The organism is Bacillus sp. FSL L8-0199, assembly GCF_038005705.1.
GTDB lineage: Bacteria > Bacillota > Bacilli > Bacillales > Bacillaceae_G > Bacillus_A > Bacillus_A cereus.
On sequence record NZ_JBBOTS010000001.1, the window covers coordinates 3,704,545 to 3,718,708 of the forward strand.

The following is a 14,164-nucleotide window of genomic DNA, read 5'->3' on the forward strand; positions in this document are numbered from 1 at the left end:
TAGGGTGTTTCTGTTTTTATCTCGCAATTTAAGAATATATACTACTCATTTACAATAAAAGTATATACATCATCATAAATACAGCCATTTACTTTAATCACATACTTCCCAGGTTTATTAAAACTAATTGTGTATTTATTTAACTGAATTGCTTCTTTATCTCCAGAAAGAATATCAATACTTCTGCCACTTAATACATACAATTCATTTAGATTCATCGTTACATCAATTGTATTGAAATTTTCTACTTTCACTTGCTGTGCTTCCGCAACGCTTACACTTGGTTCTAAAAACAGTAGTCCACTTAATCCAATCGTCCCCGCTAAAGCAACTCCCGCAAACTTTTTAATCTGTTTCATTACAATGACCTCCTTATAGATTTTGCGTAAAGGCAATGTCTCCCTTACACCACAAAGCCTATATGTAATGAAATGAAAAGTAAACGGGGACTGTAAGACAAAATTCTACATCTTTTTCTCCTATTGAATATAAATCCAACGTTTGGAGTTTTGACACATTTAAAATTGTTTCCCTAAACCAATTTCTCCATAATTTATTCAAAGACTGAATAATTACTTATTGATTTAACATTCTAAAAATAGTTGATAAAGATGCTTTCTATTCAAAAAAAAGACTTTGCTATAAAAGTAACTTTTACAACAAAATCCATGCAACTAATTTTATTCCTCTTTCCATAATCTCTCTACATTCATTAATTGTTCTTCTTTAAACTCCATCTTATATATATCCGGTTTTGACGTATTCATTAAAAATTCAAAACCATATTGTTTATCAAAATAGTTCATCATTAATGTCATGACAAGCCCATGTGTACCAATTACAATTTTGCATCCTTGAAAATCCATTAAGATTTCTTTTAATACTTTCACTACTCTTCTCTGGCAATCTGCATATGACTCTCCTTCCGTTCGTGCAAAGTCCGGATTAGAGAACATCTTCTGTACAAGTGGATACACCTCTTTGTCTGATATAACCTGATCCTCACTTGAAAACATACACTCTTTAAGATTTTCATATACTACTATTTCTTTTTCATGGAAATTAGCTGACTCCTCTATCGTTAGCATAGCCCGATTATAAGGACTTGAAATAACAGTATCAATCCTCTCCGCTTTTAATATGTCAGTTACTCTACGGGCATCCATATGTCCCCTCTCAGTTAACCCGCGCATTCTTTCATTTCCTTCTAGTTTTGGTGATTCACCATGTCTAACCATATAAATATATGTGCTCATAATTTCTCCTTAAAATTTTTTATAAAGTGAAACTTTAATTAGCCCTTACTAATCGGGCTTTTACAGGAAAATAGCGAGATAAGTTAATAAATCACGTTCATTTATCCCATTTCAACACTTAGGCGTAATACTAAAATACTTTATAAACTGTGCTGATTTGTTCGTCTAATCCATTCTCCTACTAAACTCTCAAATAATTCAGGCTGCTCAATTTGCAAATTATGCCCTGCCATATCTAACACTGCTAATGTTGCCCTTGGATATTCTTCAATAATTTCTATAATATTTTGATAACCTACTGATATATCTTGTCTTCCAGTCAGTAAAAGAACGGGATTTTCATATTTTTCACGCTGAAAATCCATAGTAAGAGAGTAATTCTTTTGCAACCTTTCAATAAATTCATCATTAGCAACATCTAACCCAGGCTTAATTTCTTCTTTAAATCGCTTATATGTATATTCATTTGCTATTACAGCTAACTCACAAAATTCCTCTCTTTCTGTGGAAGTGAGCGTATTTAAAAATTCCTCATCTTGTACAATTACCTGTTTATCTGGAAGAATCCTTTTTTCTGGCTCCGCTACAACAACAGGACATACTAATAGTAATCCGCTAACTCTCTCAAACATCTTTGCAAGTATACCTTTAGCTAAATAGCCTCCATATGATTCTCCTACCAATAAAAATTTTTCAGTAGAAATGATTTCCTCAATAAATGTGATAAGCACTTCTACTATACGATCTGAACTATTTATCCAATTTGGAGCATTCGATTTTCCCATTCCAGGTAAATCAATATATATTCGCTTATAACCTTCATATTTCTGAAATACTGATTCCATACATTTCATCATTAACCTATGGTCAGGGGCGCAGCCATGTATGATAATGACCGGTTTACCCTCTCCCACAATTTCATAGTATATTTCTGCATCTTTAATTCGATATATCATAAAAAAGCCTCCCTATTTAGTGGCAATACTATTCCACTCTGTAAGAATACACGTTCTTATTTTATATCCTTTCTCAACATTTTCACAAATGTTAATTTTCAGATTAAAAAATAAAAAGCTCCCCAAAAAAGGATACTCATCATTTTATATGCAATTTTGCATCTCCACTTACAAATCACTAAAAAAACTTTACAATTCAAAGGATGACTAAATATACAATTTCTATTTAAAGTCTTGATGCAGTCTATACTATCAACCGCAATATTTTTTAAACCTTAAGAATACTTACACTCTTTAACACTTTCCTTATAAACATGATTTTTATAAGGAAATCTGATACAATTCTTAAATAATATTATTATGTATAGATATAACGAACATAGTGCATAATTAAAGAAGGTGATTTCATTGAAATTAAATAAAAATTTACAATTATGTATATTAATCGGAACATTAATATGCTATTCAATCTATTTTATATTTTTCTATCTGTTCCCTACTCATTTTTCAAATTCAGATGTACGCTTCGCTTCACTTGTCGTTGAAGCCATTACATTTGTATCACTGATTTACTCTATATATTCTAAAAAAGTCAGTTCAAATCCGTTTTGGATATGTATTACAATAGCAATTGGTAGTTTTTTATTAGGGAAAATAGTATATACATATCAAGATAGCTTCTTCGAAATTCCAATACATCGTTTTACGGTTTCTGATGTATTTTATATGTTTTTTCTATTTTTCTGTCTTATCGCTTTCTGCTATAAAATCTTAAAGGAATGCAATAAATGGGAAAAAGCGTTCTTTATTTGTGATATATGCATAGTGCTTACTTCCATATTTACATTAGAATGGTATTTATTTAATCAACCAAATTTAAATATATTCGCTCTTTCACTAGGAGATGTTTTCCTTTCATTTTTATACCCAATTGCAGATTTATTATTTCTACTACTAGGTGTTAGTCTCTTTTTCCGTCCAACAATTTTTAATTCCAAACGGAAAATTTATATCTTTATTTTTGTATTAATAAGTTCTGCAACTTTTAACTATATTTATTTTTACTTAAATAACCACTTATCAACTGAAACGATAATATTATTACGTCTTTTATATAGAATACCTATATTACTTATTGCAATAGCTGGCTCTATTTCAGAAGATCATAATAGCCATAAAAATTATTTCCTTGTAAACCCTATAATAGGAAAAAAAGCTTTAGTTGTATTTCCCTATCTTGCTGTTGCAATACTAATCGGGTTTACATTAAAAGAACAAACATCATCTTCAACTCTCATTACAGGAAATTGTATTACTTTTATTTTCGTACTCATTCGTCATTCTATCGTACGTATGCAAAACAATTCCTTAACAAAACGTTTGCAGGCATTTAATGCCCAACTAGAAGAAAAAGTTACTTTACGGACGTCTGATTTAGTTCATAAATCAGAGGCTCTTTCTCAAAAACAGCAAAAGTTTAAATCATTATATGAATATCATCCTGACCCTATCTTCACCATTGATTTAAATGGAATATTCTTAAATGTAAATAAGGCTGGGAGTGTACTACTTGGGGCACCAACAGATGAGTTACTAGGTGAAACTTGTTTTTCGATCATTTTAGATGAAGATAAGCATAAGCTAGCAATGGCATTAGAAAAAGTGAAACAACAAGAATCGGCATTCTTACAACTTAGTTCTCAATATAAAGATGGCTTTACTTATTTTTTATACGTTACAATCATTCCTATTATAATAGACGGACAAATTTCAGGAAGCTATATTATGGTGAAAGATATTACTGCACTAAAAAAACAGCAAGAAGAAATAAAATATTTAGCATTCCATGACACTGTAACGAAAATTGGGAACCGTGCCTTTTTCCATAAGAAATTAAAGAGAGTTATAAAAAATGCTAAAATAACAGAAAGCGAGTTTGCATTATTATATTTAGATTTAGATCGCTTTAAAGCAATTAACGATACACTTGGACATTCATCAGGAGATTACATATTAGAAGAAGTAGCAAAGCGATTCCAATCATGTCTTCCATCACATACTCATCTTTCAAGAATCGGTGGCGATGAATTTACAATCATAATTGAAAACTATACTGACGAAGATTACTTATTCCAATTATGTAACCAATTATTTAAATGCATGAAAAAGTCATTTATCATACATGAGCATAAATTAACTTTATCACTGAGTATCGGCATCGCTATTTATCCACATTCCGGAATCGATACCGCTACACTTCTAAAAAACGCTAATGTTGCAATGTATGATGCAAAAGCAAAAGAACTTAACTCTGTATCTATTTATGACGATGTAATCGCTAAAAAAATTGAAAGACGATTGCGATTAGAAAAAGATTTACCAAACGCACTACAAAATGAAGAATTGTTCCTTTTGTATCAACCTCAAGTTGATAGTGAATCTAATAAAATTATCGGTGCAGAAGCTTTAATTAGGTGGAATCATCCTGAATTAGGTATTATTTCTCCATACGAGTTTATTCCGATTGCAGAAGAAACACTACAAATTATTTCAATAGGTAAATGGACATTAGAGCAGGCTTGCAAGCAAATGAAACGTTGGCACGCACTCGGATATTCACATTTAAAAATAGGTGTGAATTTATCTGCTAAGGAATTTGAACAAGAGGATTTTGTAAAATCTATTTCTTCTACTTTAACAAATACAGGTTTACCAGCAAGCTCTCTTGATCTTGAATTAACAGAGCGAATTGCAATGATGGATGAGCGAGAAACATTGATAAAACTGCGTACACTAAAAAGTTTAGGGATTCACATTTCTATCGACGATTTTGGTACAGGTTATTCTTCGCTAGCCTACTTACCTTTGTATCCAATTGATACGTTAAAAATCCCGAGAGAATTTATTACAATGTCTGAAACATGTGATGATGGAATGGAAATTATTAAAACGATCATCACATTAGCAAATACATTAGGAATGTCTGTCATTGCTGAAGGTGTAGAAACGAAAGAGCACGTAAATTTCCTTCAAAAAAATAAATGTCAGTTTATTCAAGGTTATTATTACAGTAAACCTATTCATATTCATGCATTTACTGAGCTATTAGAAAATGGCATTCACCGATAGTACATAGCTAATTGGAATAAATAATAATGAATTGGAACAAATATAGTAAAAAGGAAAGAAGATACCTTCTTTCCTTTTTACTATTTACATTTCTATTACTTCACCACTTCATTTATTATATCTATTAATTGATGAATCCCCTCATCATTTGTTTTCTTATATCCATTCATGTTTTGAATATATTTATCCTTATTTGTATACAACTTATTTACTGCATGTATAAATGTATTCGTACTTACTCTGTCTTGGAGTATAACTTCCGCATATCCTTGCTGTGAAAAATATTCAGCATTTAAAACTTGATCTCCTCTACTGGAACTGTTAGTTAACGGGATAAGCAACATCGGTTTCTTCAAAAATAACAATTCAGAAATAGCAGTAGAACCCGCTCTTGAAACTACAACACTTGCCATATTTAGTATATGCGGCAACTCATCGCCTATATATTCAAATTGCATATACCCCTCCTTGCCAATAGATGGGTCTACCTTCCCTTTACCACATATATGAATAATATTAAAGTTTAATAGTATTGTATCTAAACATTCCCTTACCATATCATTTATCCACTTAGCACCTTGACTCCCACCCATAATTAATAATACTGGTTTATCTTGCTGAAATTCACAATATCTTCTTCCTCGTAATACGTTACCCTTCTCAATTTCTTCCCTTACAATTGGTCCTACATAAACCTTCTTCTCATTATTTACATTTTCTCCTGTCTGAGGAAATGTTGTGCATAGCTTTGTAGCAAAAGGTAATGCTATTTTATTGGCAAGCCCTAATGTGCTATCTGGTTCACGTATAATTATAGGCACACGATTTAACCATGCTCCTATAGCTACAGGAACTGAAACAAATCCTCCTGCTGAAAAGATAACGTCAGGCTTTGTTTTCTTAATTAAATTATAACTTTGTAAACAACCGCGTATAATTTTAAAAGGATCTTTAAAATTCTCCCAATCCCAATATCTCCTAAGCTTTCCCGTTGAAACACTATTGTATTTAACATTTTGCACTAATGATTTTTCAATTCCATTTTTAGATCCAATATACTCGACTCTCCATCCTTTCTCTATAAATTTAGGAATTAATACAATATTAATCATAACGTGTCCGGCTGTACCGCCCCCAGTAAAAAGAATCGTTTTGCTCATAACTTATACCCACCTTTATTATTAAAAATCTAGCTTTATATTTACCTTTTAAATGTAAATGAACTTATTATTTTTTATATAAATCTTTAACTCCACCTCTATATCTTTTAAAAGATCGTTAATGAGTTCATAAAAATCATTTCCATACTCACTACACTCATATTGAGCAAAGATTTGAATCACATACCTAGTTTCCGTCTCTAATGCTGACTTTATTCGATTGACCCTTTTTTCTTCTACATACGCTTGATATTTATGTATTGCCTCATAAATAAGCAATACATGCGCTTCTTCATCTCTCCAGTCCAGCGTATCAACAATTGAAAGAAATAGCGTATTTTGATTATCTATTACTTCATAACCATTCATATATTTCTTACACCCTTTTTTGTTTTTCATTGCATGCAGATGTCACTACACTTCGCATACTCAAGTACATCTTTTAATGATTGATGAAATTCAATTTCTGGGATCCAACCTAACTTTTTTATTTCCTCTGTTGCTAAACTCTCATTTGAGTCGCTCCCACTTTTCTCTGTTTCCTCTATAAAAAAATTTAGCTGTGTTAATTCTTTATATTGTTCTAGTACATCTAATAAAGATCGTTTTACTCCTGATCCGATATTATATTGTTTTCCATTTATTCCATCTCGTAATAACACATGATACGCTTTGACCGCATCACGTACATCTAGAAAATCTCTACTATCTTTCAAACTGTTTACTTCGATAATAGCCTTACTTCTACCTGATTCTATATCTATCATTTTCTTTGCGAGAATCGAACAAATACCATTCGATACCCCTGGACCAATTAAATTTGAGGGCTTTGCAATGATAATATTTGAATCCATTAATCCTCCCCAAGCCTCTGCAATAATGACTTGCATCGTTTTACTTAAACTATATGGATTCGAAATTTTTATTTCGTTCATACTATTTGCTTGCAAAGCAGATCCTATAACTAATGTTCTACAATGCGAGGCTTCTTGCTTAATTGCTTCTAATAAATATAACGTTCCTATTACATTAATCTCTATATATTCAAGGGCAGCTGTCCAAGATTCTATGACCGAATTCCTTCCTGCTAAATGCAATACGTAGTCTGGCTTTATTTGTTTCATTACCTTCATTACTTCGCTCTTATTAGTTAAATTACAAGTAATACCATTTTTAATTTTTTCTCTATGTGCACGATTTTGAAACATAGGAATTACATGAAAGCCCTGCTCTAAAAAATAGTGGCAAGCATGGCGTCCTGTGAAACCATTTGCACCAGTTATTAAAAGGATCGCATTTTTTTTCATCGCAAAAATCCTCCTTTTAATAGCATTTGTTTCACCTCATGTTTTTCAAGTAAGTCTTGTTGAGAACTAAAACTCTTCACATCCACTGGAGGATAGCTAGAATAATATTCTTGAAGTCCTTCTATAGGAATAGTCGGTAGTACCACAAAATAATTTTGATCAAAACTTATACTTGTTTTACTCTCTACCTCAGATAGAAGCATTTCACTTAATTTTTCACCCGGTCTTATCCCTACCTCTTTTACCTTAACTTTTTCTTTTCCGGAATATTCAATTAATACTTCTGCTAAATCTGTTATTTTACATGCCGGCATTTTCATAACAAAGATTTCCCCGCCTCTACCTTGAGATACGGCTTTAAATAACAATCCAACAGCATCCTCAACTGTTAAGAAAAATCTAGTCATATTCGCATCGGTAATCCCTACTTCTGAAGATTTTTTAATTTGTTGTTTAAAAAGTGGTACTACACTTCCACTCGTTCCTAAAACATTTCCACCACGAACACAAATGAATTTTGTTTTCTTCGTTTGTATATTCGCATGAACCATTAATTTTTCACCAATTGCTTTTGTCATCCCATACGTATTTGATGGATCAGCTGCTTTATCCGTTGAAACATATATAACTTTTTCAACTTGCATCTGTATAGAGGCTTCAATTACATTTTGCGTACCATGTATATTTGTTTTTATAGCTTCATAAGGATAATACTCACATACTGGAACATGTTTTAAAGCTGCCAGATGGAACACATAATGTACACCTTGGCAAGCATAGACTAGTTGATCTTTATCACGAATATCTCCAATAATAAATTTTAACCTATCATCATTTATAAACTGTTGCTGCATTTCAAACTGAACCGTTTCATTTCTTGAAAAAATTCTAATTTCTTTCGGTGATTTTTCTAATAGTTGTTTTATAAGTTCATGCCCCCACGAACCTGTCCCACCAGTAATTAAAATTATTTTATTTAACATTCTTTTTCCTCCTACGAAACATCTCAATTTAAATAATATTTATTGAATTATTTTCAATTGATTCAAATCATAATCGTCGTTTGTTACATTTAATTGACAAAATAAAAAAACAGAAACTATTAAACGTAGTTTCTGTTTTTCATTTCATCTCACAACAGTAAGATTTTCTATACGGTTTTCATGATAAATAAATTCCTTGTAAAAAACACCGCTCATTTATTTCTTATACTCGTAATAAAATAAATAGAATGATTCATAGCCAATAATCATGTTTAAATTTATGAAAAAGGGAGGTAACGGAATGGACCGAAGCAATTCAAATCATACATATAACGGACCTTCCAAAGCACTGCCTCTCTCCCTATTCGACGTAAAAAATGAATTGAAACAAAAAAGCAAACTTATTCCTTCTGGCACCATGTATAAATTAACGAAAGAAGAACAACTCATCATCAACAAAATAAAAATACAAACAGAACAGCTAAATAAAAATAATGTTACAAGAACACGCGCATACTACCAATTTTACATTCAATATCCAGAAATACATTGGGCACTGCTTGGGCATATGGTATCACGTAACGGCGGTTGGAATATGACTGATTTAAAGGGCGATTTATATACGAGAATTTTATCAGAGAAAGATCAATTCATATTTTTTTCTTTTTTAGAAAGAGGGAATTGGCTTATTTTCCAAGATGTATACCCTCAATTTTTACTTTACGAACAAAGTGTAAAGAGATCACAAAAGTTATTTCACCTTCTCCCTCACCTAAATGTTTCTACATTTATGGAAACGATGTGGAACCATTTTTGGAAAACAGGTAACAAAAAAACTTTAGCAATTGCAACTATTATTAATGAACAAAACTACTTAGAAAAAAGAGTGATTCAAAATGTACAATTTAAAAAGACTGTACTAAATAGTATTGGATTTAAACTCTTTGATTTCTTTCAGTTTAATCATATCCTTTTCCCATTCTACGAAAATGATAAGAAACAAAAAGTATTACTATTTGGTGATACAATGAAACATTTCACTTCCTTACATGAACGGATATTAATTGGAAAAAGATTGTACTCATTATTATTTCGAGATACACATGTTTTATCTCAAATAATAAGCTGGGCTCAACACCATCCACATACAGGATCTAGGAAAGATTACTGGCCCCATTTATTTTCAAGTGTAAATGAATCTTTTTCCCGTGAGTTTTATAAGCGCCGAATAAAGAAATGCCAGTTACGAAATGGCGCTTATCGCATATACAGCCCTGCACTCATCTATGCATGGCGAGATATGAAGCATGAAGCAGTTGACAGTGAAGATTGGTTTACCGATTGGCAAGTTGTAAATTACTTAGTTGATAAGGAGGAAAATATAAATGGACAAATTACAGAAGACTACTGCAAAACACTCGAAAAAATTGAACTCGCCATTCTCGCAAAGAAAAATGTCCTCCTCCGAGAAGAAGAATGAGTTTCTAGCATTAGTAGTTACAATCTTTCTCTCTTCTATTATTGGAACTTGCTTAGATGCCTTTTTTGTTCATAAACAAATATATTCTTTTCCGGCTAGGCCCTTCTCATCCACATTTTCGGTGAATATAGCTTTTACATTGTTCGTACTGCCGATTTTAACAGTTATCTTTATACACATTTCAAAAAAATTATCTAAAGTTTCTAGAATTTTATTTATTATTTCAATCGGTATTTGTGCTAGCCTTTTTGAACAGATTGCTGAAAGTTTAGGTTTATTTGTACATAGTGCGAATTGGAATCATACATATTCTTTATTTGGTTATATGATTTTTCATTCTTTTATTTGGAACGTATATAATTGGATAAAAAAATAAAGAGACCATTATAGGTCTCTTCTTAAGCATACTCTTCCGTTATTACTAATGGTGCCAATGTTTGAAGGCTTTTAGAGCGTAAACGATAGGCAACGACTTTCTTCTTATATTGCTTAATGACATCAACATGTTCCTCATAGCTATATAGCGAAAATCTAATCTCTTTATTCCCTTTCTTCGTGTTAATAACGATCGGTGTTCCTTCTCCGTGCGGCGGGAAATAATGTTTATCTAAAAACAAAGCCTCATTAAATTCATGAATAACTTGTAGTTTCATTTCTCCCTCTATATTTTTTCCATCTATCGATATAGAAGTATTTTCCGCCTCAAGCTTTTGATGCAATTCAAATCTACTAATAATTGATTCTACAACAGAAGTGGGCATGCTAGAAACTAATACTTTAATAGCTCCAAAAACAAATAATGTACCTATAAACCATGTTGTCATTGTTATCATCTCCATTACATTTAAAAAATAAATTTCGTTCCATACGGTATTAGTATACTAATGAGTATTCCAGTTACAATCATCGTTACCGAACCGATTGTCGCCTCTTTCTCGCCTTCTTTCACTAAACGACTCACACCGATAATATGTGATGCACAGCCCATTCCAACTCCTTTTCCAATCGTACTTGTTATACGGAAAAACTTAAGTACTGTTGGTCCGATCATAGCACCTGTTATTCCTGCAACAACTACAAAACTAGAAGTCATAGATGGAATACCACCAATTTGATCCGATAATGAAATGGCAATTGGCATCGTTGCTAATTGCGGCAGTGTCGTTACTATGAGTTCCTTATTTATATTTAACATCTCACCAATCACTACATTCATACCGGTTAAAGCCACTATACCTACCGCTACGCCAATAAGTATCGACAAAAAGTTTTTCATAAGTATTTTTCGCTCTTTAAATAGAGGTATCGCTAACGCTACAATTGCAGGACTCAATAAGCCGGAGAGAATATCCCCTCCATTCTCTCTATACTCATGATGAGAAATACCCAAAATTAGAAATAAGCAAATCATACTTGCTGTAACTGTTAACACTGGTAACGTAAATGCAAACGTAAATTTTTTATATAGCTTTGTCGCCAAGAAATAAATTGCTACAGTAATAATAATTAAAACCATTTGAATCGTGCACCTTGTCGATTTTATTTTTTTGATGTGACTAATAATTGACTTATATACCCTGAAACAATCAAAGTTACTACAGTACTTGCAACTACTAAAAGGAATATAATACTCCCCTTACTGAAAAGAAAAGACCCGTATTCCATGAGCCCTGTTGTCGAAGGGATTAAAAATAACGGTAAAAATACGATTAACTTTTCCGCACCTAACTCAAACCATTTTAACGGTAAAACGCGAGTGGAAAGGAGCAGGAACAGTATTAACATCCCTATTAAACTTCCTGGCATTGATAGATGGAATACTCCTTGAATCCACGTACCCACTAGGCTAAATACATATAGCACGCCTACTTGAAGTAAAAGCGTCACGTACTTCATTTCTTTCCCTCATTTCACTATCACACATCCATATTATGAAATCTCATTTAGTGTGTCGGCAAACCGTTTAATTCCAAGTTGAATTTGTTCTATATTCGCTCTACCAAACGTAAATCGTATATATTCATTTTTCGAACCTAAAACACTGCCCGGAACAAATGCGACACCGTTCTGTATAGATTCACCTAATAAGTGATATTCATCAAACTTTCCTTTCACTTTACACCATACATGTATTCCACCCTCTGGCACGAAACATTCAACTCGTTCTCCCAATGTTCCTTCAAGCTCTGCAATTAATTCATCTCTTCTTTGCTTCAATTGTCCACGAAGTATCGTAATATGTGTATGGAAATCCTTTGATTCTAAAAATTGATTTGCTACCCACTGCGTAAATACACTATGGCCAAAATCAACTTGTTGCTTTGCATCTGCTAAACGCTCAATTACGCGTGTAGGACCAATTATCCATCCAATACGTAATCCTGATGCAACAATTTTTGATAATGAACTTATATAAAGAACATTTCCATTTTGGTCCATTGATTTTAATGTCGGGTTCACTTCTCCATTAAAAGAAATTAAACTATACGGATCATCTTCTACAATTGGTATACCGAACTCAGAAGACAGTTCTAAAATTTTTTTACGTCTCGCTAATGAAAGCACAGTACCCGTTGGGTTTTGATAATCTGGATTCAAAAACACCATACGAATGCGATGCTTTTTGTGCAAATCGATTAAGTCATCTGGATTCATTCCATGCTCATCAACAGGTAAATGAAATATGTTTAAACCGGCCGATTTAAACATTGGGAGCGAAAAACAATACGAAGGATCTTCAATCGCGATTGCATCGCCAGGTTTTAATAAACATTGAACGATAAGATTAAGCGCCTGTTGTGCTCCTGACGTAATAAGAATAGAGCTTGAATCTGCTTCAATTTGTTTATATTGCTGAACATGTGCTGCAATTGTTTTTCTCAACATCTCATTTCCAAGTGGATGGTCATAACCGAGGTTTTCCATAAATGTTTTCTCCGACAAAATTGTTCGAAATCTATCACTTGGAATTAATTCTGGTGACAGTTCACCGCTTGCTAAATTAATTAAATCATCTTTTTGTGTTTCCGTTCGAATTTGTTGAACGAGTGGTACGTTAGGTAAGAACGATCCATCCTCCACGTACCTACCCCAGTTCGGTATTCGTTTATGTGAGACACCCCATATGTCCGTATTGACCCATGTTCCGCTTCCCTTTTGCCGTTCTACTACTCCAAGTGATTTTAATTCTTCATACGCAGCTACTATTGTACTCCGGTTCACCTGTAATTCCTTTGCTAACATACGCTCAGAAGGTAACTTACTATCAGAAGGAAATTCGCCTGAAGAAATGCCTCTTTCAATATAATCCGCGATTTGTTTATATACAGGTGTCTTATCTGCACGATTTGGTTTCCATTCCATATAGTTGTCCCCTCTCAAAACAAACTAATCTCAATTTATTACTAACAGTATTCACTCGAAAAATAGTATTAATTAGTCACATCTTCTTATCCGCAAATAGATATATCCAAAATGGCTCTTTTTCTGATTACTCGATACCTTCTAAAATTCCAACTTCATACTCTCATTTCAGTTCTTTTACAAACTATCAGATCATTACCGCATACCATGTTACCCCAATCAGTAGAACAAAAAGAAGAAGAATATAGATTGCAGATAAGTTTTTCACATTTCTTTTTGTAGACTTACCATAATTATCCTCCACGTTTCTTGCAACTAGTACAGTCCCAAATAGCGATACAATTACAATAATAACGACTAGTGAAATTGCAAAACTCATTGTCTTTTCACCTCTCTAAGACCCATCTATTTTAATTAAAGAACTTACATAAAAACCTTCCTCTTTAAAACGTTGATAACATACTACCTTTCTTCTCTTATCATAATAGATGTTTGTAAAAAGCAGACCAACCACTTTCGTGTTTTTTTGC

The 14,164-nt window shown here is 32.6% G+C and carries 15 protein-coding genes; 3 read left to right on the plus strand and 12 right to left on the minus strand.

The genetic code is table 11. The features are described from left to right. Positions 1-41: 41 nt before the first annotated feature. From NST86_RS18930 to NST86_RS18940, 3 genes are all read right to left on the minus strand, one after another. Positions 42-359, minus strand: a complete 318-nt coding sequence (locus NST86_RS18930; protein ID WP_000809495.1) for a hypothetical protein — start codon at positions 357-359, stop codon at positions 42-44. A 321-nt stretch (positions 360-680) separates the two neighbouring features. Further along, positions 681-1,256 (minus strand): histidine phosphatase family protein, encoded by a 576-nt coding sequence (locus tag NST86_RS18935; RefSeq protein WP_227593088.1) that lies wholly within the window; start codon positions 1,254-1,256, stop codon positions 681-683. Positions 1,257-1,396: 140 nt separating this feature from the next. Beyond that, entirely contained in the window at positions 1,397-2,212 is an 816-nt protein-coding gene (locus NST86_RS18940; RefSeq protein WP_000640332.1) for an alpha/beta fold hydrolase, read from the minus strand. A gap of 408 nt (positions 2,213-2,620) precedes the next feature. Between NST86_RS18940 and NST86_RS18945 the strand changes: the two genes are divergently transcribed. Further along, on the plus strand, positions 2,621-5,341 hold the full coding sequence (locus NST86_RS18945; protein WP_000773536.1) for a bifunctional diguanylate cyclase/phosphodiesterase: 2,721 nt from the start codon (positions 2,621-2,623) through the stop codon (positions 5,339-5,341). 95 nt (positions 5,342-5,436) lie between these two features. Here NST86_RS18945 and NST86_RS18950 read toward each other — a convergent pair whose 3' ends face one another. The 4 genes from NST86_RS18950 to NST86_RS18965 are packed head-to-tail and all read right to left on the minus strand — an operon-like array spanning position 5,437 to position 8,791. Next, positions 5,437-6,501: an undecaprenyldiphospho-muramoylpentapeptide beta-N-acetylglucosaminyltransferase gene (locus tag NST86_RS18950; protein ID WP_000047558.1), complete on the minus strand. Its 1,065-nt coding sequence runs from the start codon at positions 6,499-6,501 to the stop codon at positions 5,437-5,439. Positions 6,502-6,549: 48 nt separating this feature from the next. Then, positions 6,550-6,900, minus strand: a complete 351-nt coding sequence (locus NST86_RS18955) for a DUF6572 domain-containing protein (RefSeq protein WP_002098140.1) — start codon at positions 6,898-6,900, stop codon at positions 6,550-6,552. After that, positions 6,897-7,808, minus strand: coding sequence for an NAD-dependent epimerase/dehydratase family protein (locus NST86_RS18960; RefSeq protein ID WP_000739017.1), 912 nt, complete (start codon positions 7,806-7,808; stop codon positions 6,897-6,899). The genes NST86_RS18955 and NST86_RS18960 overlap by 4 nt, the downstream gene beginning before the upstream one ends. Then, positions 7,805-8,791 carry a UDP-N-acetylglucosamine 4,6-dehydratase family protein gene (locus NST86_RS18965; protein ID WP_016118505.1) on the minus strand — a complete coding sequence of 329 codons (987 nt, stop codon included), beginning with the start codon at positions 8,789-8,791 and terminating at the stop codon, positions 7,805-7,807. Before NST86_RS18965 ends, NST86_RS18960 begins: the two co-directional genes overlap by 4 nt. A 301-nt stretch (positions 8,792-9,092) precedes the next feature. Between NST86_RS18965 and NST86_RS18970 the strand changes: the two genes are divergently transcribed. Continuing rightward, positions 9,093-10,271, plus strand: coding sequence for a DUF2515 domain-containing protein (locus NST86_RS18970; protein ID WP_016118506.1), 1,179 nt, complete (start codon positions 9,093-9,095; stop codon positions 10,269-10,271). Beyond that, on the plus strand, positions 10,246-10,647 hold the full coding sequence (locus tag NST86_RS18975; protein ID WP_033683151.1) for a CBO0543 family protein: 402 nt from the start codon (positions 10,246-10,248) through the stop codon (positions 10,645-10,647). The genes NST86_RS18970 and NST86_RS18975 overlap by 26 nt, the downstream gene beginning before the upstream one ends. Before the next feature lie 22 nt (positions 10,648-10,669). Here NST86_RS18975 and NST86_RS18980 read toward each other — a convergent pair whose 3' ends face one another. The 5 genes from NST86_RS18980 to NST86_RS19000 all read right to left on the minus strand — a co-directional run bounded on the left by NST86_RS18980 (position 10,670) and on the right by NST86_RS19000 (position 14,013). Next, positions 10,670-11,095, minus strand: coding sequence for a YfmQ family protein (locus tag NST86_RS18980; protein WP_016118507.1), 426 nt, complete (start codon positions 11,093-11,095; stop codon positions 10,670-10,672). Between the two features lie 20 nt (positions 11,096-11,115). Beyond that, the gene (locus NST86_RS18985) at positions 11,116-11,787 is read right to left on the minus strand and encodes an LrgB family protein (RefSeq protein WP_000242948.1); all 672 of its coding nucleotides are present in this window, start codon (positions 11,785-11,787) and stop codon (positions 11,116-11,118) included. Positions 11,788-11,810: 23 nt separating this feature from the next. After that, positions 11,811-12,167 (minus strand): CidA/LrgA family holin-like protein, encoded by a 357-nt coding sequence (locus NST86_RS18990; protein ID WP_000878489.1) that lies wholly within the window; start codon positions 12,165-12,167, stop codon positions 11,811-11,813. A gap of 33 nt (positions 12,168-12,200) precedes the next feature. Then, positions 12,201-13,634 (minus strand): MocR-like pyridoxine biosynthesis transcription factor PdxR, encoded by a 1,434-nt coding sequence (gene pdxR, locus NST86_RS18995; RefSeq protein WP_016118510.1) that lies wholly within the window; start codon positions 13,632-13,634, stop codon positions 12,201-12,203. 187 nt (positions 13,635-13,821) lie between these two features. Continuing rightward, positions 13,822-14,013, minus strand: coding sequence for a hypothetical protein (locus NST86_RS19000; protein WP_000006451.1), 192 nt, complete (start codon positions 14,011-14,013; stop codon positions 13,822-13,824). Positions 14,014-14,164 lie beyond the last annotated feature (151 nt).

Bases quoted from the DNA above. Each gene is read 5' to 3' on its own strand.
- NST86_RS18990 (WP_000878489.1), bottom strand. From the start codon at position 12,167: ATGAAGTACGTGACGCTTTTACTTCAAGTAGGCGTGCTATATGTATTT.
- NST86_RS18960 (WP_000739017.1), bottom strand. From the start codon at position 7,808: ATGAAAAAAAATGCGATCCTTTTAATAACTGGTGCAAATGGTTTCACA.
- NST86_RS18955 (WP_002098140.1), bottom strand. From the start codon at position 6,900: ATGAAAAACAAAAAAGGGTGTAAGAAATATATGAATGGTTATGAAGTA.
- NST86_RS19000 (WP_000006451.1), bottom strand. From the start codon at position 14,013: ATGAGTTTTGCAATTTCACTAGTCGTTATTATTGTAATTGTATCGCTA.
- NST86_RS18965 (WP_016118505.1), bottom strand. From the start codon at position 8,791: ATGTTAAATAAAATAATTTTAATTACTGGTGGGACAGGTTCGTGGGGG.
- NST86_RS18950 (WP_000047558.1), bottom strand. From the start codon at position 6,501: ATGAGCAAAACGATTCTTTTTACTGGGGGCGGTACAGCCGGACACGTT.
- NST86_RS18985 (WP_000242948.1), bottom strand. From the start codon at position 11,787: ATGGTTTTAATTATTATTACTGTAGCAATTTATTTCTTGGCGACAAAG.
- NST86_RS18940 (WP_000640332.1), bottom strand. From the start codon at position 2,212: ATGATATATCGAATTAAAGATGCAGAAATATACTATGAAATTGTGGGA.
- NST86_RS18980 (WP_016118507.1), bottom strand. From the start codon at position 11,095: ATGACAACATGGTTTATAGGTACATTATTTGTTTTTGGAGCTATTAAA.
- NST86_RS18930 (WP_000809495.1), bottom strand. From the start codon at position 359: ATGAAACAGATTAAAAAGTTTGCGGGAGTTGCTTTAGCGGGGACGATT.
- pdxR (WP_016118510.1), bottom strand. From the start codon at position 13,634: ATGGAATGGAAACCAAATCGTGCAGATAAGACACCTGTATATAAACAA.
- NST86_RS18970 (WP_016118506.1), top strand. From the start codon at position 9,093: ATGGACCGAAGCAATTCAAATCATACATATAACGGACCTTCCAAAGCA.
- NST86_RS18935 (WP_227593088.1), bottom strand. From the start codon at position 1,256: ATGAGCACATATATTTATATGGTTAGACATGGTGAATCACCAAAACTA.
- NST86_RS18975 (WP_033683151.1), top strand. From the start codon at position 10,246: ATGTCCTCCTCCGAGAAGAAGAATGAGTTTCTAGCATTAGTAGTTACA.